Source organism: Hymenobacter cavernae, assembly GCF_014641455.1.
In the GTDB taxonomy this organism is placed as follows: domain Bacteria; phylum Bacteroidota; class Bacteroidia; order Cytophagales; family Hymenobacteraceae; genus Hymenobacter; species Hymenobacter cavernae.
The window spans coordinates 353,432-378,152 of record NZ_BMHT01000006.1; the positions used below are offsets into that span (position 1 = coordinate 353,432).

Annotated in this window: 22 protein-coding genes; 6 read left to right on the forward strand and 16 right to left on the reverse strand. The window is 54.2% G+C overall.

Annotation, left to right across the window (positions count from 1 at the left end; genetic code table 11):
• Positions 1-90 precede the first annotated feature (90 nt).
• Positions 91-3,045 (forward strand): serine hydrolase domain-containing protein, encoded by a 2,955-nt coding sequence (locus tag IEX74_RS17535; RefSeq protein WP_188815308.1) that lies wholly within the window; start codon positions 91-93, stop codon positions 3,043-3,045.
• Positions 3,046-3,246: 201 nt separating this feature from the next.
• Positions 3,247-4,383 (forward strand): N-acetyl-alpha-D-glucosaminyl L-malate synthase BshA, encoded by a 1,137-nt coding sequence (gene bshA, locus IEX74_RS17540; RefSeq protein ID WP_188815435.1) that lies wholly within the window; start codon positions 3,247-3,249, stop codon positions 4,381-4,383.
• 144 nt (positions 4,384-4,527) lie between these two features.
• Here the strand turns inward: bshA and IEX74_RS17545 are convergent, their stop codons facing one another.
• Positions 4,528-5,064 (reverse strand): DUF7935 family protein, encoded by a 537-nt coding sequence (locus tag IEX74_RS17545; RefSeq protein WP_188815309.1) that lies wholly within the window; start codon positions 5,062-5,064, stop codon positions 4,528-4,530.
• Positions 5,065-5,282: 218 nt separating this feature from the next.
• Between IEX74_RS17545 and IEX74_RS17550 the strand changes: the two genes are divergently transcribed.
• Positions 5,283-5,636, forward strand: a complete 354-nt coding sequence (locus IEX74_RS17550) for a HesB/IscA family protein (RefSeq protein ID WP_188815310.1) — start codon at positions 5,283-5,285, stop codon at positions 5,634-5,636.
• A gap of 60 nt (positions 5,637-5,696) precedes the next feature.
• Here the strand turns inward: IEX74_RS17550 and IEX74_RS17555 are convergent, their stop codons facing one another.
• The 9 genes from IEX74_RS17555 to IEX74_RS17595 form a co-directional block, all read right to left on the reverse strand.
• The gene (locus tag IEX74_RS17555) at positions 5,697-6,422 is read right to left on the reverse strand and encodes a YqjF family protein (protein WP_188815311.1); all 726 of its coding nucleotides are present in this window, start codon (positions 6,420-6,422) and stop codon (positions 5,697-5,699) included.
• 58 nt (positions 6,423-6,480) lie between these two features.
• On the reverse strand, positions 6,481-7,119 hold the full coding sequence (locus IEX74_RS17560) for a hypothetical protein (RefSeq protein ID WP_188815312.1): 639 nt from the start codon (positions 7,117-7,119) through the stop codon (positions 6,481-6,483).
• Between the two features lie 5 nt (positions 7,120-7,124).
• Positions 7,125-8,000, reverse strand: a complete 876-nt coding sequence (locus IEX74_RS17565) for a ChaN family lipoprotein (RefSeq protein ID WP_188815313.1) — start codon at positions 7,998-8,000, stop codon at positions 7,125-7,127.
• A 186-nt stretch (positions 8,001-8,186) separates the two neighbouring features.
• Positions 8,187-9,563, reverse strand: coding sequence for an ABC transporter permease (locus IEX74_RS17570; RefSeq protein WP_188815314.1), 1,377 nt, complete (start codon positions 9,561-9,563; stop codon positions 8,187-8,189).
• 138 nt (positions 9,564-9,701) lie between these two features.
• Positions 9,702-10,643, reverse strand: coding sequence for an ABC transporter ATP-binding protein (locus IEX74_RS17575; RefSeq protein WP_188815315.1), 942 nt, complete (start codon positions 10,641-10,643; stop codon positions 9,702-9,704).
• Between the two features lie 139 nt (positions 10,644-10,782).
• Complete coding sequence (locus IEX74_RS17580; protein WP_188815316.1) at positions 10,783-11,334, reverse strand: hypothetical protein; 552 nt, start codon at positions 11,332-11,334, stop codon at positions 10,783-10,785.
• Positions 11,335-11,408: 74 nt separating this feature from the next.
• Positions 11,409-11,906 carry an RNA polymerase sigma factor gene (locus tag IEX74_RS17585; protein ID WP_188815317.1) on the reverse strand — a complete coding sequence of 166 codons (498 nt, stop codon included), beginning with the start codon at positions 11,904-11,906 and terminating at the stop codon, positions 11,409-11,411.
• A 282-nt stretch (positions 11,907-12,188) separates the two neighbouring features.
• Positions 12,189-13,331 carry a molecular chaperone DnaJ gene (gene dnaJ / locus IEX74_RS17590; RefSeq protein WP_188815318.1) on the reverse strand — a complete coding sequence of 381 codons (1,143 nt, stop codon included), beginning with the start codon at positions 13,329-13,331 and terminating at the stop codon, positions 12,189-12,191.
• A 54-nt stretch (positions 13,332-13,385) separates the two neighbouring features.
• On the reverse strand, positions 13,386-13,943 hold the full coding sequence (locus IEX74_RS17595) for a nucleotide exchange factor GrpE (protein ID WP_188815319.1): 558 nt from the start codon (positions 13,941-13,943) through the stop codon (positions 13,386-13,388).
• Between the two features lie 152 nt (positions 13,944-14,095).
• Here IEX74_RS17595 and IEX74_RS17600 point away from each other — a divergent pair, with 152 nt between their 5' ends.
• Positions 14,096-14,740, forward strand: coding sequence for a GIY-YIG nuclease family protein (locus tag IEX74_RS17600; protein WP_188815320.1), 645 nt, complete (start codon positions 14,096-14,098; stop codon positions 14,738-14,740).
• A gap of 7 nt (positions 14,741-14,747) precedes the next feature.
• Here the strand turns inward: IEX74_RS17600 and obgE are convergent, their stop codons facing one another.
• From obgE to IEX74_RS17625, 5 genes are all read right to left on the reverse strand, one after another.
• A complete protein-coding gene (gene obgE, locus IEX74_RS17605; RefSeq protein WP_188815321.1) occupies positions 14,748-15,740 on the reverse strand; it encodes a GTPase ObgE in 993 nt (330 codons plus the stop codon).
• 304 nt (positions 15,741-16,044) lie between these two features.
• Entirely contained in the window at positions 16,045-16,671 is a 627-nt protein-coding gene (locus IEX74_RS17610; protein WP_188815322.1) for an adenylate kinase, read from the reverse strand.
• Positions 16,672-16,777: 106 nt separating this feature from the next.
• Positions 16,778-17,317, reverse strand: coding sequence for a hypoxanthine phosphoribosyltransferase (gene hpt / locus IEX74_RS17615; RefSeq protein ID WP_229755351.1), 540 nt, complete (start codon positions 17,315-17,317; stop codon positions 16,778-16,780).
• A 134-nt stretch (positions 17,318-17,451) separates the two neighbouring features.
• Positions 17,452-19,695, reverse strand: a complete 2,244-nt coding sequence (locus IEX74_RS17620) for a sodium-translocating pyrophosphatase (protein WP_188815323.1) — start codon at positions 19,693-19,695, stop codon at positions 17,452-17,454.
• 203 nt (positions 19,696-19,898) lie between these two features.
• Positions 19,899-20,813: a M20/M25/M40 family metallo-hydrolase gene (locus tag IEX74_RS17625; RefSeq protein WP_188815324.1), complete on the reverse strand. Its 915-nt coding sequence runs from the start codon at positions 20,811-20,813 to the stop codon at positions 19,899-19,901.
• 110 nt (positions 20,814-20,923) lie between these two features.
• On the opposite strand from IEX74_RS17625, the gene IEX74_RS17630 reads away from it, so the two are divergent.
• Positions 20,924-22,168 (forward strand): tol-pal system protein YbgF, encoded by a 1,245-nt coding sequence (locus tag IEX74_RS17630; RefSeq protein WP_188815325.1) that lies wholly within the window; start codon positions 20,924-20,926, stop codon positions 22,166-22,168.
• Positions 22,169-22,189: 21 nt separating this feature from the next.
• Positions 22,190-23,548: a hypothetical protein gene (locus IEX74_RS17635; protein ID WP_188815326.1), complete on the forward strand. Its 1,359-nt coding sequence runs from the start codon at positions 22,190-22,192 to the stop codon at positions 23,546-23,548.
• On the opposite strand, the gene IEX74_RS17640 is transcribed toward IEX74_RS17635, so the two are convergent.
• Positions 23,500-24,567 carry a glycosyltransferase family 4 protein gene (locus IEX74_RS17640; protein ID WP_188815327.1) on the reverse strand — a complete coding sequence of 356 codons (1,068 nt, stop codon included), beginning with the start codon at positions 24,565-24,567 and terminating at the stop codon, positions 23,500-23,502. The two genes, IEX74_RS17635 and IEX74_RS17640, sit on opposite strands and share 49 nt — an antisense overlap.
• Positions 24,568-24,721 lie beyond the last annotated feature (154 nt).

Below are 24,721 nucleotides of genomic sequence, written 5' to 3' on the forward strand. Positions count from 1 at the left end.
GCTTGCGGGGCGTCTACCGCTTTTCAATAGTAGACAAAAGTAGGGCTATTTCCGCTCGAATTCAACATTACGCTATCATCACGGGAGCCGATGCTCAAGGATTTTCGGATTAGACTCTTACTGCTTCTGCTGGCCGTTACGGGTCTGATTATATCGTCTTCCGCCCCCAACGATAAAGGTGAACGGCCCATCACGGCGGCCGAGCAAAATTGGGTGGACAGCGTGATGAACACGCTCACGCCCGACCAGCGCATCGGTCAGCTGTTCATGGTGGCGGCTTACTCCAACAAGGATAAGAAGCACGTTCAGCACATCGACGACCTCGTCCGTAACTACAACATTGGTGGGCTGATGTTTTTGCAGGGCGGCCCGCGCCGACAGGCAGCCCTTACGAATCGTTATCAGGCCGAAGCCAAAGTACCGCTGCTCATTGCCCTCGACGCCGAGTGGGGCCTCGACATGCGCCTCGACAGCTCCATGCACTTCGCCAAGGAAATGACCCTAGGTGCCATGGACGACGACCAGTACGTGTACCAGATGGGCCGTGAAATTGCGCTCAAAATGAAGACGTTGGGCGTGCAGGTCAGCTTTTCGCCGGTCATCGACGTCAACTCCAACCCCGACAATCCGGTCATTGGCAACCGTTCTTTTGGGGAGAACAAAGATCAGGTATCGAAGCGCGGCATTGCCTACATCCGCGGCTTGCAGGACCACGGCATTATTGCCGTAGCCAAGCACTTCCCCGGCCACGGCGACACGGATATTGACTCGCACGTAGCGCTGCCCGTTATTAACACTGACATGGCTAGGTTGACGAATGTTGACCTCTACCCTTTTCAGCAGTCCTTTGACGCCGGCGTGATGGGCGTGATGGTGGCGCACCTGTACATGCCGCTTTTCGACACGGTGCGTACTCAGGCTACTACCCTGTCGCGCAACTTGGTGACGGGCTTGCTAAAGGACAAAATGGCGTATAAAGGGCTGGTTTTCACCGATGCGCTCAACATGAAGAGCGTTTCCAATCTCTATAAGCCCGGTGAGGTAGACGCTATGGCCTTGGTAGCCGGCAACGACGTGCTGCTGTTCTCGGAAGACGTGCCGGTTGCGCAGCAGAAGATTCGGGAAGCCATTACGGCCGGGCGTATTACACAGGAAGACATCGACTTCCGGGTGCGCAAAATCTTGCGGGCCAAGTACTGGGCCGGGCTCAACCACTACCGCTCCGTTGATCTGCCCAACCTGATGCAGAACCTGAACCGGCCGCTGAGCCGCACGGTGCAACAGGAAATCTATGAGCACGCCGTAACGGTGGCGAAAAATGAGGATAATATACTGCCCTTCACCCGCTTAGACACGCTACGCATTGCCTCCGTCACCATCGGTTCGCCGGTGGGTAGTACTTATAGCGAGATTATGGGCAAGTACCAGTCTGGCCCGGTTTACTCGGTGCCGAACCGTTACGCTGTCGACTCTACTTTTGCGCGCATCTCTACGCAGCTGGCGCCTTATAACACGGTAGTAGTGAGCTTGCACAGCATGAACAATACGCCTACTCACAGCTACGGCATCGGGGAAGGCGCGCTGAAATTCCTGCAGCAGCTTCAGGCTAATAAGCGCATCAAGACGGTGGTGGTGGCAATGGGTAACGCCTACTCACTTAAGTATTTAGAAAGTGCCCGCACACTGGTTTGCGGCTACGAGGATAACTATCCGTCGCAGCTGGTGGTGCCGCAGGTGCTGTTTGGCGCGCTGCCTGCCCGTGGCCGGCTGCCGGTCACGGTGTCGCCGACGCTGAAGGCAGGCCTAGGTATCCCGACCCCGGATCTGCACCGCCTGCGCTACGCCACTCCCGAGAGCGAGGGCATGGATTCCAAGATCCTCAGCCAGATCGATAACATCACGCTGGAAATGGCGGCTTACGCGGCAGCACCTGGGTGTCAGGTGATTGTAGCGAAGAATGGCGCCGTGGTGTTCGACAAAAGCTACGGCTACCAGACCTACGACAAGAAGAGCCCCATCGACGAAAGTACGCTCTACGACCTAGCCTCGGTGACCAAAGTAGCCGGCACGCTCCAGGCCGTCATGTATTTGAAAGATCAGGGCAAGCTGAACCTCGACGCCAAAGTTTCGGAGTACTTGCCGGAACTGCGCGGCACCAACAAGCAGAGCATGACGGTGCGCGAAGTGCTTGTGCATCAAGCTGGTCTGAAACCCGGCATTCCAACCTGGGAGCGAACCGTGACCAAAGCCGGCCTCAAACCTAGCTTCTACGCCAGCGCCCGCTCCAGCGACTTCCCCAACGAAGTTGTACCCGGCACTTACAGCATCAAGAACGCCAACGACTCCGTGTGGACCTGGATTCAGCGCTCTACGCTGCTGCCCAAAGTGAAAGGCAAATACCCGGTGGAGTACAGCGACCTGAGTTTTATCATTCTGAAACATGTGTGCGAGAAGCTGCTGAAACAGCCCATTGAGCAGTTTTTGCAAGCTAATTTCTACCAGCCCCTAGGTCTGAGCACCATGACCTACAATCCGTTGCAGCGCTTTCCGCAGGTGTGCATCGCGCCTACTGAGAACGACACGTACTACCGCCACACGCAGCTGCAAGGCACCGTCCATGATCAAAGCGCGGCCATGGTGGGCGGTATCAGCGGGCACGCAGGCTTGTTCTCGAATGCCAACGACCTGGCTATTCTAATGCAGATGAACCTGCAAAATGGCCAGTACGGTGGCAAGCGCTACTTCCAGTCGCCGGTTGTGACGGATTTTGCCAAACCGCAGCTCGCCGGCAACCGGCGGGGCCTGGGTTGGGACCACGGTACGCCTGAGAAAGAAGAAGGTCCAACTTCTAACCTATCGCCGGCCAGCACTTTCGGCCACACCGGCTTCACAGGTACCTGCGTTTGGCTCGATCCTGAAAACAAAATCCTCTACATCTTTCTTTCCAATCGGGTGTACCCCGATGCGGGTAACAACAAGTTGCGCCAGTATAACATCCGTACGCGCATCCATGATGTTATTTACAAGTCTTTGCTAAAGACCTGATGTGTTGTTCCGCCTTTCTTCCCGAACTCTGATCCGCAATTGGCGGTAAGCATCTTGTAGGTGACTTGCCGCCAATTTTTGTTTATAGCGCGAAGCTCCAGCTTCGCCCTTCGTTGAACACCTGGCCTCTTGCTGTTCGATGAAATGACATTCAACAAAGCCCGAAGCTGGAGCTTCGCGCTACTGCCCGCCCCTGCCCACATGAATATTGGTATCGTCTGTTATCCCACCTTCGGCGGCTCCGGCGTCGTTGCCACTGAGCTAGGTAAAGCTTTGGCCTTGAGGGGACACCGTGTCCATTTTATCACCTACAGCCAACCTGTCCGCCTCGATTTCTTCAACGAAAACCTCTTCTACCACGAGGTATATGTGCCGCCGTACCCGCTGTTTCAGTTTCCGCCCTACGAGCTAGCTTTAGCGTCGAAGATGGTCGACATCGTGCAGAACGAAAAGCTGGATGTGCTGCACGTACACTACGCTATTCCGCACGCGTCGGCGGCGTACATGGCCAAGCAGATCCTGCGGACGAAAGGCATTACGGTGCCGGTTATCACAACGCTGCACGGCACTGATATTACCTTGGTGGGCAAAGATGCCAGCTACGAGCCGGTGGTTACCTTCAGCATCAACCAGAGTGACGGCGTTACGTCGGTTTCGGCAGATTTGCGAGCTGAGACCTACCAGCACTTTGCCATTGAGAAGGACATTGAAGTGATTCCCAACTTCATCGACCTAGCTCGCTTTAAGAAGCAGAACAAAGGGCACTTCCGGGCGGCCATTGCGCCGCAAAACGAAAAGCTGCTCGTGCATACGTCTAACTTCCGCTCTGTGAAGCGCGTGGAAGATGTAGTCAGCATTTTTGCCGGCGTGCGGGCGCAGATTCCCGCCAAGCTGCTGCTGGTTGGCGACGGTCCTGACCGTCAGCGTATTGAGAAGATCGTACGGGAGCTGGAACACAGCCACGACGTACGCTTCCTGGGCAAGCTCGAAGCCGTGGAAGAAGTGCTCAGCGTAGCCGACTTATTCCTGATGCCTTCCGAAAAAGAAAGCTTCGGCTTAGCGGCCCTCGAAGCTATGGCTTGCGAAGTACCCGTCGTGAGCACCAACGCGGGTGGCATTCCGGAGCTGAATGTAGATGGCGTTACGGGCAGTATCAGCGCCATCGGCGACGTGGAGGACATGGTGCAAAAAGGGTTGTTTATCCTGCAAGACGACAACCTACCTAGGTTCAAAGCCGCTGCCCGCGCCCGCGCCGAAGACTTCGACATCGAGCGGATTGTACCGCTGTACGAAGCCTGCTATCAGCGGGCGATTGATGCGCAATTGGCGCTGGTATAGTTTAGCACCTAGGTTTCAAACCGCACTGTCGTCCTGACGCAGGAAGGACTTACTGCCAGTTGGACGGCCATCGTACTAACGACTCGTTCAACTGGCAGTAGGTCCTTCCTGCGTCAGGACGACAGTATTTTAGGAATAAGTCGATTAAAACAAGCCTGCCGCTTCGCGCTTAACGATGTTGATAGCGCGTGCCGTTGGATCGGTTTCGTCTGCAATCAAAGTCTCCAAGACGCGCTTGGCCAGCTCGGTGCCGCGGGCTTGCTGAGGCGTGTTCAAGCCTTGATACGCTTTGTTAATCAGGGTGAGAATGTGCTCTTTCGCTTGTTTTACTTCTTCCCACGCATCGGGGCTCATGTAAAGCTGCTGACTGAGATTGTGCTCGAACTCGGCGCGAATTTCCTGTAACAACACGCGGTGAAACTCGGAGGCCGACTGCCCGGAGCTGTTCAGGCGCACCAGCAGATTATTGGGCGTGATGCGCTCCAGCAGCAAAATCACCCGCTCGTAGGCTTGCAAACGCACGGGCAATATTTCCTTGGTGCCCTGCAAGCGAAGCTCAATCAGCCGGCGTTGCTGCTCTTTCTCTAAGTATTGGCGAATTAGCAGAAAAACGGCGCCAGCCACGATAAGCGCCGGCAGAATAATTTTGAGTAGGTCGAAAATGTAAAGGGTTGTATTCATGCGAGTAAGCAACACAAGCATTCTGCTTGCGAATCAGTGAAAAGCTAGGTATAGGTAAAATCAGGCCAGCAAATCATGAACGAAACCCTGGCGTAATAGTTGACAAAGATAAGTTGTGAACCGGATGGCCGCGTCGGCTGTTTAAGCACCAGAAGGTCACTCGTTGATTCTGCTGACTTCGTATCTTTGCACTTTATCTACCTAACCAGGAACGCACTATGGCAACTGCCGTTTCCACCAAGCTTGCTCCTATCAGCCTCACTCCGCGCGCCTTGGATGAGGTTCGGAATATTCTCAACGAGAAAAACGTACCGGCCGAATACGGCTTGCGCGTGGGCGTGCAGGGCGGCGGCTGCTCGGGCCTGAGCTACCTGCTCGGCTTCGATAAGCCCAAAGATCTGGACGAAACCTTCGACCTCGACGGCGTTACGCTCATCATGGATAAGAAGCACGCCATGTACGTGATGGGCATGGAAGTCGACTTCCAGGATGGCCTGAACGCACGCGGCTTCGTCTTCAACAACCCGCAAGCGAAAAGCACCTGCGGCTGCGGCTCGTCGTTCTCGGCGTAAGCGCAGCGATAAGCAGCACTCATACATAGCCCCAACAACTGAAGTTGTTGGGGCTTTTTGTTAGTAAACTTTTTCGCCACTCATAATCTTCACGGCCGAGCCATTGGCCATGAAGACGGAAGTCGGTTTTTGCTGCAACACCTCCACGAACTCCGGGCCGTAAAGCGCCGCTACGTTGCAGTGAAAGGCGAAGTTGGCAACGCTACGCATCGTCCAGCGTGGGTGCACCACTTCGTATTCCGATGTTCGCGTGGCACTACGCCGAGTGAAGCCCCAGTAATTTTCGGTCAGAAAATCGGCTTCGCTGTGTTCCGGAATAGGCTCGGAAGCGGCAGCCGCAACGCCGCGCAGGTAGTTCCACTCACCCTTCACTTTCCAATTGTAGTCTAAAGCTAGCTCGCCCGTGGACCTAGCTTCGATGTGGTGGCGCATGGGTAAAGCCACATACTTTTCCTGGTAGATGGTGTTGGCGACCAACATGATAGCTGGTTTGCTCACTATTTCCTTCACAAATACAACGCCGTGCTTCCAACCATCAGTTGTTTTGCGCCGGACGTAAAAACGCAGGTTTACTTCTGGGAAGTTGCGGTGCCAGGGAAAGCCAATACCTAGCATGCGCGTGTTTTCAAACAGCAGCCCCACTATGCTGGCATAGTGCGTGCCGTTCCAGTCATCCAACTCCACCCCGGCCGGCAAATGGCGCCGCAGCACGCTTGCCTCAACCGCGTAGTTTGCTAACAGCAAGTAGTGCCAATCGGCGGTGAGGAAGGTGGTCTGTCTTGCCATATACTGAGGTAGACAGGCGAACACACGCGGTTGTTTTACCTAGGCTAAGCTTCGCCGGTTAGCTAAAATCGTAGGGGTAGCCGATTTCCTGTAGGTCGGCTTCGAGCTGCTGCCAATCGGCTACCTCGGGCACGATGGCAAGTACCAGTTCTTTCGTCAGCGTTTTGCCTTGGTAAATGCTTGTTGCTGCCTCCAAGGATGGCGCCGGCCTACCTAGGTCTTCGTCGTAGTACTCGCTGGCCCAATCAATGTACGTTTGCGGGTTGCCGTCGAATATTTCCAGGAAGTTCTCGGAGCCGTCTTCGTCGGTTTCCAACTGCCCGATTTGCCATTTATCTTTTGGCGTATACCAGAGGCAAAACGTAGTACCGATAGAATTGACTGGTTCGCCGAAAATGAATTCATCGAACACCGCTGGTAAGCCACGCGTCAACTGGTTCTTATCTTGTTCGTCGTAACCATCCGCGTAGCCGTTGATCACGCAGCCTTCGGCCCGAAACAGAATGAGCATCTGGTCGCCTTCCCCATCCTGCATTTCAAATACTTCCTCACCCTCCGCCCAATTCTGGTTGTAGGAATAATAGCGGTATTCGTACTCCGGCGAGTTGAGCGCATCGAGCACAGCAACGGCTTTGCAGATGGCTTTCAGCCTTTTTTGATCGGGTAAGGTAGTGTGGGTGAGGGTAGAGAGCATCATGAGCTTTAATACGTCTTGGTCATATCGGCTGGTACTACCAGTACGTAGTCGGCTTTCTGCTCGTTCTCTTTGTACAGCTTACCTAGGTTTTCTTGCGCTACTGTCGACACAGTCAGAATCTTCAGCTTCGGGTCGGCTTGCTTTAGGTACCATACGATGCCATCGTGGTTGTCGGAGTGGTAGCTGCCATTAAAATGCAGCATGAGTTGACCAGGCTGGCGACTCTGGCGAATGAAGTACGCCATGGTAGCGTCTTTTAACGCTTGGGCTTGGATGATGTTCTGCACGCCGGCGCCGTGGGCACCATCGCCACCGAACATAGCCTGCATGTTTTTGTAGCCGGGCAGCTCATAATCAACCTTGACGGGCAGCGGTGCTATCCAAGCTTTTTCACTGGCGGGCAGCGCATCTAATGCGGTTAGACTAGCTTTGGCGACTTGCGAGGCGTAACGACGCGGCACGTTCGTGCCTACCACGCGCAGCTTCTGGCGCTGGGCAAGCTGAAGCAGCGGTTTGTAGTCGGTAGCATAGTTGGGCCAAGGGCGACTTTGCTCCTCAAAGGCTTTATCATCCAGCTCGCCCACGTTGTATTGCTCCACGAGCGGCTGCACGTCGCGCTCAAACATTTCCATACCAAGCACCAATTGCCCGGCTTTCCGTTGGGCCAGGTCTTTGGCCAACTGTAGCTCCAGCCAGTGTGCAATCGGGTCGTTGTGCTGCTCGCCGAACAGAACGACATCCGCCTGGGCTAGCTCTTTGAGCATCTGGTCGTAGTCGGCGGCTTTGCCGGTGGCGGTGAAGAGGCGGTACGCGGGCCGGTCGGCAGTAGTGAAGCTGAGCAGGGCAAATAATAAGGGGAGCAGAAAGAGCGTACGGATCATCGGAAATAAGTCAGAATAAAAAGCGCCACGGCCTGTTCTCGCCCGCGTCGTATGGGGGTGGTACGTTAACAATGTAGAGACGCAATACCTTGCGTTTCCTCCCAGAACAACTCGACCTAGCTTTTTAGGTTCGTTTGCTCAACGAGGAAACGCAAAGTATTGCGTCTCTACACAGTGGCTCCTCTTTTAGCCTTTATAGAACATCCACTTACCTAGCTCTTTGTACGTCACCTTCTTACCGTACATCAGCACACCTACGCGGTAGATGCGGGCAGCAACCCATACCGTACCGATGAAGCCGGCAATCAGCAGCGCCACCGACAACCCTAGCTGCCACAGCGGGACCCCGAACGGCAAACGAATCACCATTGCAATGGGCGAGGTAAACGGAATCATCGACATCCAAAAGGCAACTGGCCCGTCGGGGTTCCGCAGAATGACCGATATGCCAATGAGGTAGCTGAGCACGAGCGGTATCGTGACGGGAAACATAAACTGCTGCGTATCGGTCTGGTCGTCTACGGCCGCGCCGATGGCGCCAAACAGCGCGCCGTACAGTAGATAACCGCCCAGGAAGTAGATAACAAAGCCTACCAGGATAGTACCCAGCGGCAGTGCGCCAACGGCTTTAAAAACGGTGTCTATCCCGTTCGTGGGTGCTGGGGTAGCGCTGGCTTCGTCTTTTCTCTCCGTAGTGGTGGCAGTTGCTCCGCTATTTGCTGCCGAATTATTCGTAGTAACCGTAGCGGCAGCAACTGATTTGGAGGTGAATGACTTAGCGACGAAGGTCCCTACCAACGTGCTGGTGCCGTAAGAAAGCACGGCCCAGAGCACAAACTGCGTGAGGCCCACCGCGGCAATGCCCATAATCTTACCCATCATCAGGTCGAAAGGTCTTACGGAAGACAGCATCACTTCCATAATGCGGTTCGACTTCTCCTCCCCCACCCCGCGCATGATTTGCACGCCGTAGATAAAGATGAACATGTAGATGAGCAGCGCCAGCACGTAGGCCGCAGCCGTAGTAGCGCCGGCATTGCTGCTCTTCTCCTGGCCTTGCTCATCGAGGCTCACGGAAGTGACGCTCACGGTTGAGTTAAGTCTATTCAGCTGCTCCTGCGACAAGCCCGACTGCTTCATCTTCAGTTCCGACAACACTTTGTCGAGCGCCGTTTCTACGGCCCGCTGCTTTCTTAGGCTCACGTTGCCTTTGGCAAACAGCTGAATGCCTTGCGGATTCTGCACGTCTAGGTTGGCCGGCAAGTACAACAAGCCATCGTGCTTCGACTTTTGGAAGCTCTGCTTTGCCTCGGTCAGCGAACCAGCCGCCGGAAGAAACAGCAGCTGCTCAGTCGTAGGTAGCCGACTTGTGAGACCTAGGTTGGTTTCGTCGCGCACTTCGATAACATCCACCTTCGTGTCGTCGGACTTAGCCAGTTTGGCAATGAAGAAGAGGAAACCCGCCATCAGCACCGGTACTAGCAGCGTGAGCACCACAAAGCTCTTTTTACGGACGCGGGTCAGGTATTCGCGCTGAGCGATAAGCCAGAATTTGTAATTCATGTTTTTATGTCAAGATCAATAAGCGTTGAAAGAACGTCATGCTGAGCCCCGCGAAGCATCTCGCGTGCTGATGTTGTCGAAGTAACCTACTGTTGCGCGCGCGATGCCTCGTGCAGCGCGGCACAACCTAGGTATTGATCAGCTAGCTACCTCTTCTACCAGCGACTCCGGCATGGTTTCCTGCACACGCCGGATAAAGATTTCGTTGATGCTAGGTATTTGCTCGCGGAAGGCGTGCACCTCCACGTTGTTGATGAGGTAGCGCAGCAAGTCGTTGGGCGTGGTGCCCGCATGCAGCCGGATTCGGTCGTAGAAGAAGCCGTTTTCGCGCTCTTTGTGCTCTATTACTTCAAAATCGGGGTGCACCACCATCAAGCGACCCTTGCCTTCCACCTCGAAAGTGTTGGTTTTGAAGGTGTTCTTAATCTGTCCGACTGGTCCGTCGAGCACCTTGCGGGAGCGGTTAATCAGGGCAATGTTGTCGCACATTTCCTCTACCGATTCCATGCGGTGCGTGGAGAAAATGATGGTTGCGCCCTGCTCGCGCAGGTTGATAATCTCGTCTTTGATGAGGTTGGCATTGATCGGGTCGAAGCCCGAAAACGGCTCATCCAGAATGATCAGGCTAGGTTCGTGCAGCACCGTGGCAATGAACTGCACCTTTTGCTGCATGCCCTTGCTCAGGTCTTCCACAAACTTATTGGCCCAGGGCTTCAGATCGAGGCGCTCCAGCCATGCCTTGCTGCGCTGCAACGCATCGGCGCGACTGAGGCCGCGGAGTTGGGCTAGGTAGAGGAGCTGCTCGCCCACTTTCATTTTCTTATACAGCCCGCGCTCCTCCGGCAGGTAACCGATCTGGGCAATGTGCTTCGGGTTGAGCTTCTCGCCGCGAAAGCGAATTTCGCCCGAATCGGCGCCCGTAATCTGGGTGATGATGCGAATGAGCGAGGTCTTGCCAGCGCCGTTCGGACCTAGTAGTCCGAAAATACTGCGCTCCGGAATTTCAAGGCTCACACCACTAAGCGCGGTGTGGGCAGCGTACTGCTTGTGTACGTCGATAGCCTGTAAGATTGGGGTCACGGGGAAGAGGTAGAAAAAGGTTTCAACTAAAGGTAGAGAGTTCGGCCGCACGGCGGCGCAGAATTTAACCGAAAGGTTAAACAGCAGGGATAAGCGGGCGAAAAGCTAGCCTCAACTGCATCTATTTACTTTACCGGAGCTAGTCGGCGGCAGGTAATTCGTGCAGGCAGCTTTCCAGCCGGTCGATGTGCTGACCGTAGACTCGTTGCAGATACCAGCGGGTAAAACGCTGTAGTAGTCGGTAGGCAAGCCAGCTAATTAACCCATAGGTGACCAGCAGAATGGCTAGTTTCCCAATAAGCGCTAGGCTGTGCTCGGTGCGCGCAGATCGTAGCGCCTGCATAACGAAACCAATGCCGAATGTACCCAACAGCGTCAGCATGGTGAGACGATAGTAGATCTGCACCAAGCGGCGCAGGCCGTTGACTTGCTGCGCTAGTTGCTGGCGTAGCGCCTTGGCTGCAGGCTGCAACAGATTGACTGTATGTAGCTTCTGGTAGAGATAATACAAGGAGCCGATGCACACCAGCGCCAACCATAGCGCCATAACTCGTGGGTAAGCCTCGCGCACGAATAAAACTACGCCAACTGCCACAAGCAGAGTCAGTAGAGCAAAAGCCGCTTCGTATTGGGCATTGCGGCGAATGCGCAGCAACGGACTGTCGGCGGCCTGAGCGAGAAAAGCTTGCATAGCTTCGGGAGTTAAGGGAGGGGTAGATTCCGTGGGTTGTCGGCGCCAGCGCTGGCGCAAATCATCAAGTTCCATCAGACAAGGTGGGTAAGCAGTTGGCGAAGTTTCTCCTGCACGCGGTGCATTTTCACGCGCACATTGTTCTGCGTGATACCTAGGATGTCCGCTATTTCCTCATAGGTGCGTTCTTCTAAATAGAGCAGCACGAAAGCTTTTTCCACCTCTGACAATCGCTCGATGGCGCGGTAGAGCTGGGCTAGGTCATCCGCGTCGGGGCCAGAGTCGGGCGGCAGAGCTAGGTCGGGCAGATTGGTGCCGAGGCGGTCGGCAATGGGTTTGCGCGTACGCTGCCGCAGATCGGAAATGGCCACGTTCAGGGCCACGCGGTAGAGCCACGTACTGATCTTCGCGTGCGGTTCGTAGCGCGGATACGCCCGCCAGAGTTGCAACACAATTTCCTGATACAAATCCTGCCGGTCGTCGGCATCCTGGCAGTACAGCTTACACACGCGCTGAACCAGTGCTTGATGGGCATTGATGATGGCGACAAAAGCTGCTGATTGGGGTTGCAAGGGGCGGCGTTCAGGATTTACACAGCATGAATCGCTAACCTAGCTTCTGCATTACAGAAATTAAGAAAGATTTTTTCGGCTGGCTTTCTCAATAGCCAATGGAATGTCATTTCGACCAGCGGGAGAAATCTCGCGTGCACTGGTAACCTTCTAACGCTTGGAGTTATTACTGCACGCGATATTTCTCCCGCTGGTCGAAATGACGACCTATTTGAAGTCAGCCAAAAACAAAAACGCCCATCCTCAAAGAGGACAGGCGTTTTAAACACAAGAGAGTAATTTCTACTGGAAGTACTCCTTCACTTTCTCGAAGAAGCCCTTTTCATTCTTACCAGGGTTCGGCGTGAAGTTCTGAGCGTTACGCAGCTTTTCAAGCAACTCGCGCTCCTCACCGCTCACGTTCTTCGGCGTCCAGACGTTGATGTGGATGAGCTGGTCGCCGCGGCCGTAGCCGTTGATATCCTTGATGCCTTTGCCCCGCAGACGTAGAATCTTGCCGGGCTGGGTACCAGGTTCCACTTTGATCTTCACCTTCCCTTCGATAGTCGGAACCTCGACGCTGGCACCTAGGGCCGCATCCACGAAAGAAATGTACTGGTCGAACATGATGTTGTTGCCATCACGCTTCAAGAACTCGTGCGGCTCCTCTTCGATCTGGATAAGCAGGTCGCCGGGTACGCCACCACGCTCGGGGTAGTTGCCTTTGCCGCCCATCGAAAGCGTCATTTCGTCAACCACACCGGCCGGAATGTTGATCGGAATGATTTCCTCCTGCAACTGCCGGCCTTCGCCGTGGCATACGTCGCACTTCTGGCTCACGATTTTGCCTTCGCCGTTACAGGTCGGGCAGGTCGAAGAGCTGACCATCTGACCTAGCATCGTGTTCACCACGCGCTTCACCTGGCCCTGGCCGTGGCAGGTGCCACACTCCTTCACCTCGGTGCCGTTTTTGGCGCCCGTGCCCGAGCAGGTGTTGCAGGCTACATAGCGCTTCACCTTGATCTTCTTCTCGACGCCGTTGGCGATTTCCTCCAGGTCGAGCTTGAGCTTGATGCGTAGGTTCGAGCCTTTCTTCACCCGACGGCCACCCGCCGAGCGGCCCTGGCCACCGAAGAAGCCTTCGAAGCCACCGCCACCGAAAATGTCGCCGAACTGGGAAAAAATATCCTCCATGTTCGGGCCACCACCACTGGCTCCGCCCACGCCCTGATGACCAAACCGGTCGTAGCGGGCGCGCTTGTCGGCATCCGACAGCACTTCGTATGCTTCGGCCGCTTCCTTAAACTTCTCTTCGGCCGTTGGGTCGTCAGGGTTTTTATCGGGGTGAAACTTGATGGCTACTTTGCGGTAGGCCTTCTTAATCTCATCGCCCGACGCGGTTTTTGCCACGCCCAACACCTCATAATAATCTCGCTTCGTTGCCATTGTCGTATATGTCGTCTGTCATGCTGAGCTTGTCGAAGCATAACAACGTTCTTTTTACTGGCCCAGCACCACCTTTGCGTGGCGAATGACCTTATCACCTAGGTAGTATCCTTTTTCCACCTCATCAACTACCTTGCCTTTCAGCTCCTCCGACGGCGCCGGAATCTGGGTAATTGCCTCGTGCAGATCCGGATCGAACGCGCCGCCTTTTGTTTCCATCGGGGTGAGGCCCTTCTGCTGGAGCGTCTTGAGCAGCTTGTTGTAGATGATATCCTGGCTCTCGCGCATCACATTTACGTCTTCCGACGCTTGGGTGTGGGTACGGGCGCGCTCGAAGTCATCAATCACGGGCAGCAACACCTGCATCAGCTCCTGGTTAGCACTCTTGAACAGGTCCTGGCGCTCCTTGGCGGTGCGGCGCTTATAATTATCAAACTCAGCAGCCAAACGCAAGTACTTGTCTTTCAGTTCAGCTAGCTCTGCGTCGGTTTTAGTGGCTTCCGGTTGGGCAGTGCTGCCTTCTGGCGCAGCAGTATCCGTCATTTCGCCAGCTACGTGGTCGGAGTCGGCAGTCAGGTTGTCGTCCTGGGGTACGTTATTCTCGTCAGCCATTTTATCAAAAAGTCGTCGAAACGGGTTTTTCACTGATTTTTAGCCGATTGGCAAAGGTGTGAGGGCAAGGAGTTTGCCAAAGCCTAGGTTGCTGCCATTGTGGCACGGAAGTAAACCTTACTTTTAAGAGGCTAGCTTATTTACCTTCTCTTATGAATTCAGGATTCCAACCTCAACCAAATCTTAGCGTCGTTTATGTTTTAACCAACCCGGCTATGCCAGGCATGGTTAAGATTGGTCGTACGAGTCAAGATGATGCAAAAACTCGCATTGATCAACTTTACACTACAGGCGTTCCAGTGCCCTTTAACTTAGAATTTGTTTGTAGAGTGCCCAACTCTGAAGAAGTTGAGAAAGCTCTACATCTAGCCTTCGCGCCTCACCGCATCAACCCTAAAAGAGAGTTCTTCAGTATTGAACCTATTCAAGCAATTGCTATACTGAAATTACTTCATGTACAGGATGCTACTGCGGAAATAGAAAATCAGCCCTCAACACTTGAGCAATCTGAAGTCACTGCTGGAGTAAAACTCCAAAAGAAGCGTCCCAGCTTAAATTTTGATCAGATGCAAATACCAACTGGCGCGCTACTTACCTGTACAGCAACTGACACAACTGTTGTTGTTGTCAACTCCAAGAAAGTAAGATTAGACAATGAAGAAATGTCATTGACTGCTGCAACACGAAAAGTACTAGACATATCTTATAGCGTTGCGCCGTGCCCTCATTGGCAATTCGAAGGCGTATCACTAAGTGAGATCTATGACAACACTTATAGCTCCACTATTGAAGAGTAAGGCTAGCTTACTCATGCAGCGCCTTCCAGATCATATCCTTCAGCGGCTGAATGTTCTTGTTGGTTAAGCTGGAAATAAAGACGCTGGGTACATCCGTCGGCAGCGTCTCCCGCATCTCGGCTTCTAGCTCATCGTCAATCAAATCTGATTTCGTAATAGCTAGCAGGCGGCGCTTCTCCAGCAACTCCGGGTTGAACTGCTCCAACTCGCTGATCAACACCTGATACTCAGCGGCGATGTCGTCGCTGTCGGCGGCAATCATGAAGAGCAGGATGGAGTTGCGCTCGATGTGCTTGAGGAAACGCGTACCTAGGCCCCGACCTTCGGCCGCCCCTTCGATGATACCGGGAATGTCGGCCATCACAAATGACTTGTAGTCGCGGTACGCCACCACACCTAGGTTAGGCACCAGCGTGGTGAAAGCGTAATCCGCAATCTTCGGCTTAGCGGCCGATACCACGGAGAGCAGCGTGCTCTTGCCAGCATTGGGGAAGCCTACCAAGCCTACATCAGCGAGCAGCTTTAACTCTAACACTACCCATTCTTCAATGCCGGGCTCGCCGGGTTGGGCGTACTGCGGGGCTTGGTTGGTGGCGCTTTTGAAGTGGTCGTTACCTAGGCCGCCGCGACCACCGGGCGTCAGAATTATGCGCTGGCCGTGCTCGGTTATTTCCACTTTTTTCTCGCCGGTTTCGGCGTCGCGGGCGATGGTACCTAGGGGTACGTGAAGAATCACGTCTTCGCCCTGGGCACCGCTGCGCAGGTTTTCGCCGCCGCCCTGGCCGTGACCGGCAATAACGTGCTTCTGGTACTGCAAGTGCAGCAACGTCCAGAGCTGCGAGTCGCCTTCCAGAATGATGTGGCCGCCGCGGCCACCGTCGCCGCCATCCGGACCGCCGTTGGGTAGGCCTTTAGCGCGAAAGAAGTGGTGTGAGCCAGCGCCGCCCCGTCCCGAGCGGCAACAGATTTTTACGTAATCGATGAAGTTATTAGAAGCCACTTGTGGAAGTGTTGAGTTTTGAGGGTTGAATATTGAGTTGTCATTCTGCGCGTTAAGCAGAGGCGAGAAATCTGTTTACTGAACCTAGGTTTCTAGCTCAGATTCCTCGCCTCACTCGGAATGACATGCCGCTGCCCGGGATGACAGACCTAGGTTTTTTATATCACGCCTAAAAAACGGCTGTCATCCTGACAACGGAAGGACCTCATCAGGTGAGAACAAGTCGTTGTGATAACAACCGTTCTTACGTGATAAGGTCCTTCCGTCGTCAGGATGACAGTTTTGTGCGGTTATGGCCGTAAAGTTACGCTTTTACTTCATCAGCAGCCTGCTGGCCGTCGGTAACGGACGTGGCGGGCTGGTTCTTGTCGATAATCTGGGAAATATGCGCGAAGATGCTGTCGATAGAGCCGATGCCGTTCAGCGAGTGAAACTTGCCCTGATCGGCGTAGTAGCCGGCGACCTGAGCCGTTTCGGTATTGTAGACGGTTACGCGGCGGCGAATCTTCGCTTCATCCTGGTCGTCGACGCGGCCGCTGGTCTTGCCGCGCTCCAACAGGCGCTTCACCAGCTCCTCCTCTTCTACTTCCAACGCAATCATGCACGAAATGCCGGTGTCGTAGCGCTGGGTAAGCGCATCAAGGGCTTCGGCCTGGGCAACGGTGCGCGGAAAGCCATCGAAGATAAAGCCGTTGGCTTGCGTGTTGCTGGCTAACTGACTTTCAATCATACCGATAACTACTTCATCGGGCACGAGCAGGCCTTCGTCCATCAGGCGCTTGGCGCGCAAACCTAGCTCGGTTCCTTGCGCGATTTGGGAGCGCAGCAAATCGCCCGTTGAAAGGTGAACCAGATTGTAGCGGGCGATAAGGTTCTGGCTTTGCGTTCCTTTGCCGGCGCCAGGCGGGCCGAACAGCACGATATTTAGCATAAAAGTTAAGACGTTGCGCGAGAGAATGAGGGGGTGGTCGTGGAAAAGGTACTAAAACTACCGCAATCGATTTCTACGGCTGCCAATTGATTTTGGCTATTGCGTTCTACACGACCTTGTAGACGTCCGGATAATTGCGGCCCAGGCCATCGTAGTCGAGGCCGTAGCCCACAATGAATTCATTGGGCAGCTCGATACCGACGTAGCGCAGCTCCAGCTGGTGCTGAAGGCATTCGGGCTTGGTAAACAGCGTGGCTACTTCCAGAGAAGCCGGCTTCCTGGCTGTCAGCTGCTCAAGCAGTTCCCGCATCGTGTGGCCCGTATCCACGATATCCTCCACGATAATCAGGTGGCGATTGGCTACTTCCTCCTGCAAACCTAGGATTTCCTTTACCTCGCCGGTGCTGGTGGTGCCCTGGTAAGACGCCACGCGGATGAAAGCCACTTCGCAGTCGATGCTCATTTCCTTCATCAGATCGGCGGCAAACATGAAGGAGCCGTTCAGGACGACGACAAACAAGGGCTGCTGCCCAGCGTAATCCTGGTTGAGGCGCGTGGCAATGTTACGCACGGCCTCCGCGATTCGAGCAGCGGGCAAATAGGGAGTAAATTGCTTGTCGTGCAGCGAGATAGTAGACAGCGGCATCCGAGTTTGGTTGAGACCCTGGGTGAAAGCGGAGCCAAAGGTAGTACAAAAAAGCTGCCCCTCCGGCGCGGAAGGGCAGCTTTAGCAACTACAAAGCTTGGTATTGTCTAGCGGTTACGCTATTTCGTTCTATTTCAGCGCATGAGCTGGCGAGTTAGCCGAAACGTCTGTTTTCCGGCTGAAGCTGACTCCTCATCTCGTGGTGAGCTAGCTAGTACACTCTGCTCCGCTTGGTTTGGGAGAACGGGCGCCATGGCTTTTTCCGGCGCGGCAATGTGTGGCGCAATCACGAGCGACACGATAGACATCAGCTTGATGAGAATGTTCATCGAGGGGCCGGAGGTGTCTTTGAACGGGTCGCCGACCGTGTCGCCGGTGACGGAAGCTTTGTGCGCGTCGGAGCCTTTGTACTGCATGGTGCCGTCGATCATCACGCCTTTCTCGAATGACTTTTTGGCGTTGTCCCAGGCGCCGCCCGCGTTGCTCTGGAACATCGCCATCAGCACACCCGATACGGTAACGCCGGCCAGCGTGCCACCTAGCACCTCCGGTCCCATCGTGAAGCCCACAATGATGGGCACGATGAGGGCAATGGCGCCCGGCAGCATCATTTCGCGAATGGCAGCCTGGGTCGAGATGGCCACGCACTTCTCGTACTCGGGCCGGCCGGTGCCTTCCATGATGCCCGGAATTTCGCGGAACTGGCGCCGCACTTCCTGCACCATCGCCATAGCTGCCCGGCCAACGGCGGAAATAGCCAGGGCCGAAAAGATAAACGGAATCATGGCGCCCACGAACAGGCCCGCCAGCACCCGCGCATTGCTGATGTCGATGCCTGTGATATTGGCCGTGCCCATAAAGGCGGCGAACAACGCCAGCGAGGTCAAGGCGGCCGAGGCAATGGCGAAGCCTTTGCCGGTAGCCGCAGTGGTATTGCCCACAGCGTCCAGAATATCAGTCCGTTCGCGCACTTCTTTTGGCAGCTCGCTCATTTCGGCAATACCGCCCGCGTTATCCGCAATTGGGCCGAAGGCATCAATAGCTAGCTGCATGGCGGTGGTGGCCATCATGCCCGCCGCGGCAATGGCCACGCCGTAGAGCCCGGCAAATTGAAAAGAAAAGATAATGCCGCCCGCCAGCACTAGAATTGGCAGCACCGTTGATTCCATTCCCACGGCCAGCCCACCGATAACGGTAGTAGCATGACCGGTGCTGCTCTGCCGCACGATGCTCAGCACGGGCCGCTTACCCATCGCCGTGTAATACTCGGTGATAATGCTCATCAGGGTGCCTACAATCAGCCCTACGATGATAGCATAAAAAACATCAAGCGAGGTGAAAGGCACCGCGCCGGGTCGGCTGATGATCAGGTCGCCGGGCGGCAGCAGCCAGCGCACCAGAAAGTAAGAAGAAACCGCCGTGAGCACCACCGACACGTAGTTGCCGAAGTTGAGCGCCCCCTGCACGTTGCCCCCTTCCTTCACGCGCACCATCAGAATACCAATGAGCGAAGAAATGATACCGACGCCGGCAATAACCATCGGCAGCAGAATGGGCGACAAGCCGTTGAACTTATCACCAGCGGCTACCACTTCGCGACCTAGCACCATGGTAGCCAGAATAGTAGCCACGTAGGACCCAAACAAATCGGCGCCCATGCCCGCTACGTCGCCCACGTTGTCGCCCACGTTGTCGGCGATGGTGGCGGGGTTGCGTGGGTCGTCCTCCGGAATGCCGGCTTCAACTTTACCCACGAGGTCGGCGCCCACGTCGGCGGCTTTGGTGTAGATGCCGCCACCCACACGCGCAAACAAGGCAATGCTTTCGGCGCCAAGCGAAAAGCCCGTCAGCACTTCTAACGCGGTTTCCATCTCAACGCCGTTGGCTCCGGCCCCGAGCTTCACCACGAACAGGTTATAAAACACAATGAACAGCGAACCTAGCCCTAGCACCGCCAGACCGGCCACGCCCATTCCCATCACCGAGCCGCCGGAAAATGACACGTTTAACGCCTGCGCCAGGCTCGTGCGCGCCGCTTGGGCCGTGCGCACGTTGGCTTTGGTGGCAATCTTCATCCCGATGAAACCCGCCAAAGCAGAGAAGACGGCCCCAATCAGGAAAGCAATAACAATGATAGGACTTGACCGTTCGCCCGTACTACCTAGGTATCCCAGAAAAGCGCAGGCAATGAGCGCAAACAAAGACAAAACGCGGTACTCAGCCTTCAAAAAAGCAATAGCGCCATCGGCAATGTAGCCGGCAATGGTTTGCATGTGCTGATTACCGGCATCCTGCCGGTTTACCCAGCCCGCTCGAAACCAGGTGTAGAGCAAAGCCAGCACGCCGAGCGCCGGAGCAACGTAAAGAATACTCATCATAAACGCGGAGGATAAGGAGGTGGGAGTTTGGAAAGAGAAAATTAGCTTTATGCTCGTAAAATAGAGCTTTTACCCACAATCTCAACTTCTTACCTCCTGCTAATTCCTGCGTTCAACCTAGCTTTTGCGGAATCACTGCACGCAAGCGCTTAACGGATCCTAGGTTCCGCAGAATTGCTCACAGACGCGCCTCCAAACCTAGGTTACAATTCCCACATCAGCACCTGATAGAGCGCCAGCATGCTTGCTATGTCGCGCTTGTCCACGATTTCGTCGGGCGAGTGTACGTTATCCTCCGGCGCGCCCACAAAGCACCAGTCCCACGGGTAAGCACTGTGCTGCAATTCTTTGGCGTCGGAGCCGCCGCTGCCTTCTACTTCCAGCTGGTGCGGGATGCCGGAAGCACGGGCAATGGCACGAATCCGCTCCACGTAAGAACGGCGCGGAATGAGAGAGTCACGCAATGAAATAGCGACTCCTTCGCCTGATCGTACGCCCTCCGTCACCCACGTAATGTCCGAAATTAAGGCCTGCCGCACGCCATATTCTTCATAGATATACTTAGCTAGGTACGCAACCGAGCCGCCGCCGTGCTCTTCCCAGCAGCCAAACGCAATGATGCCGTCGGTGAGCGTTTCGGCCAAACGCAGCGCGTTCCACACTCCCAGGCGATTATCGAGGTAGCAAGATTGCACAGTATCAGCCGTTTCACGAAAATCACAGTAGAACGTTAGCTCCGTGCCACGTTCCACCTCACGGGTGAACTCATAGCCTAGTTCCCCGGTTTGCTTGTCTACGGTAAGGGTGCAGTCAACTGGACCTTGCCCGTCGTGCCCTACCAGGCGGTAGCCGGGCACGGTGCGGGGGCCGCCAATGCAAACCAGCTGGCGACCATAGCGCACCGTGAACCCAATGCTGTCAAGGTGGGCAAAAACAGCCGTGCGCGGATTTCCGAATACCAGAATAATACAGTCCTGAAAACGTTCATCATGCAGTATTTTGGGTTGGACATTCCAAGTTGCCTGCTGCTCACGTATGTATTGCAACAAAAATTCGGTTAGCGGTGCTTCATTACCCGAAGGCGCGGCTATCTGACAGAGAGTGCGTAAAAGGTTCATCGTCGTTCATCTACTCGTTCAATACTAGGATAAAAGCCATACTTTAGCTTTCCCGTTAGGCGGCTTACGCGCAGCTAAGGTTGCTAGTTTGACTGCAATTAGACGCTTCCATGCTCCAAAAGATCCGATTTATCCTGCTGCTGACGTTGTTGTCGCTGCCCGCGTGGGCGCAGCAGATTGATACCACCAAAAACCCACCGATCCGCAATATCGAGGTGGAAAACGTGGATGTGATGCCGGCTGCCATCAACACGAAAGGCTGGCTGTTGCTGGATAAAGATATTCAGACGGAGCTGGACGGTGCGGTGCAAAACCTCTACAACTTTAAGTTCGACAAAGCCGAAAAGCAGTTTCGCTCCTTGCGCCGCCGCTATCCGCACCACCCCATGCCGTACTTCCTCCTAGGTCTGAGCACCTGGTGGAAGATTGTGCCGAGCAACGTCCAGACGAAGCAGTACGACAACATCTTTTTTGCCTACATGGACACGGCCATCGTGAACGGCGAGAAGCTCTACGAAGCCGACAACAAGAACTACGAAGCCTGCTTTTTCCTGGCCGCCGCCTACGGTTTTGATGCTCGCCTGCACGCCGAGCGCAAAGATTGGCGCAAAGCAACCGTGAGCAGCAAAAACTCTCTGGAATATTTAGATAAGAGCCGCGAGGCCAATGGGTTAAGCCCGGAGTTCCTATTTGGGCAGGCGCTCTTTAACTACTACGCCGTCTGGATTCCCGAGAACTACCCACTGCTCAAGCCGGTGCTGCTGTTCTTTCCCAAAGGCAATAAGCAGCTAGGTATTCAGCAGCTGCGCAACGTAGCCGATAATGGGTTTTACGTGGGCCTGGAGGCCAAAACGTTCCTGATGCGCATTCTCAACAACGAGGAAAACAACCCGGCGTTGGCCATGCCCATCTCGCGCTACCTGGCCACCAACTACCCCGATAACGCTTATTTCCAGCGTTTCTACGACTTGCTTTGCTTTAATAATGGCGAGTTCCGCGAGTGTGAGCGGGTCAGCCACGAAATCCTGGACAAGCTCAACCGCGGACTGCCCGGCTACGAAGGCATCAGCGGCCGCTACGCAACCTATTTCTTAGGTTGGCTGATGCAGAACAAGTACAAGGATATTCCGAAAGCCAAAGACTACTATCAGCGCTGCATTGTTTTTGCCGAGAGCACCAACGACACGGCGGGAGGCTTCTATCTCTACTCCAACCTGAACCTAGCTCGCCTGGCCGAACGGGAAAAAGACAAGGCGGCAGCTCGCCGTTATTACGAAGCAGTCATCGAACACGCCGACCACAAACTAGAGCAATACAAAGAGGCGAAGGCCTACCTGAAGAAGAATAAAAAGTAAGCGGTTGCTACGTGCTGTTGTATGGAATTAAAAGACCTTCTTCTTACGCCGCTATATCTGTTGCTTTTCTACGGCATTGCTTTCGCGGTGCGGAGTAAGGTGACCAATAAATTCACTAAGAAATATTTTATTCCGGCGCTTACCGTAAAATTCGTCGGTGCTATTGGGCTAGGTTTAATTTATCAATTCTACTATGGCGGCGGCGACACTTTTAATTACTTCAACCACACGAAAGTAATTTATCAAGCATTCGGCGATTCCGCGTCTGCTGGATTAAAACTTATTTTTGGCAACCACGAGACGTTTGATCCGGAGATTACCCGATATATCCCTCAATTATATTGGTACAATGCTCCTACTGAATACTTTGTTGTTCGTATTGCCTCTTTTTGCGCTATCCTAGCGTTCGACACCTATACAGTTATTGCGCTTTTCTTTGCTTTTATAAGCTTTTCCGGCATGTGGGCGATGTACATCACTTTCGTCCGGATTTTTCCGCTTGCTTATAAAAAGCTAGCTATTGCCGTCTTTTTTCTGCCGTCCGTATTTTTTTGGGGTTCCGGCGTAATGAAAGATTCTATCTGTATTGGAGCGCTAGGCTGGGTGTTTTATGGTTTTTACCACGCCACTATCGACAGAAAAAATATAATTACAGCTAGCTTTTTGGGGTTTATTGGCGCTTATGTATTGATAGCGGTTAAAGTATATATTCTGCTTTCCTTCCTGCCACCCGCTTTGCTATGGATATTTAATGAAAATAGCAGCCGGATTCGTTCGGCCGGTTTGCGCATGTTAGTCAAGCCGGTATTTATCGTATTTGGCCTGATAGCAGCATACTTTGGTGCAACCCATTTGACCGCCGGCGACGACAAATACGACGTAGATAAAATAGGAGAGCGAACCAAGATCAACAGCGCGTACCTGACCTCGCAGGTAGCGAATGGCTCGGCTTATAACATTGGCAGCTTTGATGGCTCACTTGGCTCGATGGTGAAAGTAGCACCGCAAGCTGTTATCGTCAGCCTTTTTCGTCCCTTCATCTGGGAAGTGCGCAACCCGGTTATGCTGCTCTCCGCACTGGAAGCTATTCTATTTATTTATCTGACTTTTAGTTTGTTCTATCGAACGGGGGTCGTGAAAAGCTTTCAGCTTATTGCCTCGCAGCCTATTCTCACCTTCTGTTTTATATTTTCTATTGTGCTGGCTATTGGGGTCGGCACAAACAGTGGCAACTTCGGCACCTTGGTCCGCTACAAGATTCCGCTGATGCCTTTCTACCTAGGTGCCTTGTACATCATGCAGTACAAAGCCGCTCAGCTACGAGCTAAGCCTCAGGTGAAAAGCGTCCGGAAGTTCCGCCAGTTGGCCGTTACAGAATAGCGTTGCTCCACCGTTTGCCGGGCTGCCTTGCCTAACCGCACACGCAGGGAAGCATCCTTGAGCAGCATTTCCAGGCTAGCTTCCCAATCGGCAGCGGTAGCGCACACGAAGCCATTCTGGCCGTCTTGCACCACTTCCGTGTTCATGCCTACCGGCGACACCAGCGGCGGCACTCCCAAAGCCATGTATTGCAGGGCTTTAAAGGCGCACTTTCCCTTGGCCCAGGCGTCATCCTCCAACGGCATCAGCCCAATATGAAAGCGTAGCAGGTCCTCAATTTCGGTGTCCTTGCGCCAGGGCCGGTACACCAACGACTTCAAGGGCAGGTTGGGCGGCTGATTGGAAATGACCTGAAACTCAAAGTCGTAATGCTGCTCCAGCTTCGCCAGCACCGGCACCACCTGCTCCAGGTATTTGAGCGTGGAGTGCGTACCTGTCCAGCCAATTACCATGCGTTCAGCGGGTTGTTGATCACGCACACGGTTATGCAAATGCACGGTGTCGATTGTCGTCGGGTTGACGATGGCATTGGCGTTGTACTGCCTGGCATAATCGCGCAGGTACGCATTGCCGCAGCTTACCTTGTAGGCCCAGCGGCAAATGCTGGCTACTTTGTGGTGCCACTTCAGGCCGGCCACGATTTTGTTTGCCTCCGACGTATTCGGAATCCAGATGGCATCGTCGAAATCATAGATAATCTTCTTTCCCAGCACCTTCGCCATGACCCACTCGAATAGAGGTGGCCCAATGGGGGATGCTTCCCGGTGCAGGAAAACGAAATCGTATTTCGACACTGAAAACAGTAAGCCGATCCGCCGCAGAAAACCACCTACAATTCCTAGCGCTTTGGCGAGGGTATGGCCGGGCTTGTAAAGAATAGCCCACGTACTGTCAGAAACGAAGGGCGCCACTTTATACGAGTGTCCTTCGGCTGCCAGTAAATCAAGATACTGCTCGAACCGAAAGCGCTGCGAGGGCGCCTTGCCATGCGGGTAAGGCACCACAAAAAGAATCTGCATAAGAAATAGCTAGGCCCTGATGACCGGCCGGTAGTAAGGCTAAAACGCCACAAAGGTACGGCAATGTCAGGCATCACAACTCGCTATACCTAGGGTAAGTATCTTTGAGAGGCCTTACCAAAACACAGCATCAGCCATTCTAAGGCTAGCTTGT

Excerpts from the sequence above, each read along its gene's own strand:
- IEX74_RS17535 (WP_188815308.1), top strand. The coding sequence starts at position 91 with ATGCTCAAGGATTTTCGGATTAGACTCTTACTGCTTCTGCTGGCCGTT.
- bshA (WP_188815435.1), top strand. The coding sequence starts at position 3,247 with ATGAATATTGGTATCGTCTGTTATCCCACCTTCGGCGGCTCCGGCGTC.
- IEX74_RS17545 (WP_188815309.1), bottom strand. The coding sequence starts at position 5,064 with ATGAATACAACCCTTTACATTTTCGACCTACTCAAAATTATTCTGCCG.
- IEX74_RS17550 (WP_188815310.1), top strand. The coding sequence starts at position 5,283 with ATGGCAACTGCCGTTTCCACCAAGCTTGCTCCTATCAGCCTCACTCCG.
- IEX74_RS17555 (WP_188815311.1), bottom strand. The coding sequence starts at position 6,422 with ATGGCAAGACAGACCACCTTCCTCACCGCCGATTGGCACTACTTGCTG.
- IEX74_RS17560 (WP_188815312.1), bottom strand. The coding sequence starts at position 7,119 with ATGATGCTCTCTACCCTCACCCACACTACCTTACCCGATCAAAAAAGG.
- IEX74_RS17565 (WP_188815313.1), bottom strand. The coding sequence starts at position 8,000 with ATGATCCGTACGCTCTTTCTGCTCCCCTTATTATTTGCCCTGCTCAGC.
- IEX74_RS17570 (WP_188815314.1), bottom strand. The coding sequence starts at position 9,563 with ATGAATTACAAATTCTGGCTTATCGCTCAGCGCGAATACCTGACCCGC.
- IEX74_RS17580 (WP_188815316.1), bottom strand. The coding sequence starts at position 11,334 with ATGCAAGCTTTTCTCGCTCAGGCCGCCGACAGTCCGTTGCTGCGCATT.
- dnaJ (WP_188815318.1), bottom strand. The coding sequence starts at position 13,331 with ATGGCAACGAAGCGAGATTATTATGAGGTGTTGGGCGTGGCAAAAACC.
- IEX74_RS17595 (WP_188815319.1), bottom strand. The coding sequence starts at position 13,943 with ATGGCTGACGAGAATAACGTACCCCAGGACGACAACCTGACTGCCGAC.
- IEX74_RS17600 (WP_188815320.1), top strand. The coding sequence starts at position 14,096 with ATGAATTCAGGATTCCAACCTCAACCAAATCTTAGCGTCGTTTATGTT.
- IEX74_RS17610 (WP_188815322.1), bottom strand. The coding sequence starts at position 16,671 with ATGCTAAATATCGTGCTGTTCGGCCCGCCTGGCGCCGGCAAAGGAACG.
- hpt (WP_229755351.1), bottom strand. The coding sequence starts at position 17,317 with ATGCCGCTGTCTACTATCTCGCTGCACGACAAGCAATTTACTCCCTAT.
- IEX74_RS17620 (WP_188815323.1), bottom strand. The coding sequence starts at position 19,695 with ATGATGAGTATTCTTTACGTTGCTCCGGCGCTCGGCGTGCTGGCTTTG.
- IEX74_RS17625 (WP_188815324.1), bottom strand. The coding sequence starts at position 20,813 with ATGAACCTTTTACGCACTCTCTGTCAGATAGCCGCGCCTTCGGGTAAT.
- IEX74_RS17630 (WP_188815325.1), top strand. The coding sequence starts at position 20,924 with ATGCTCCAAAAGATCCGATTTATCCTGCTGCTGACGTTGTTGTCGCTG.
- IEX74_RS17635 (WP_188815326.1), top strand. The coding sequence starts at position 22,190 with ATGGAATTAAAAGACCTTCTTCTTACGCCGCTATATCTGTTGCTTTTC.
- IEX74_RS17640 (WP_188815327.1), bottom strand. The coding sequence starts at position 24,567 with ATGCAGATTCTTTTTGTGGTGCCTTACCCGCATGGCAAGGCGCCCTCG.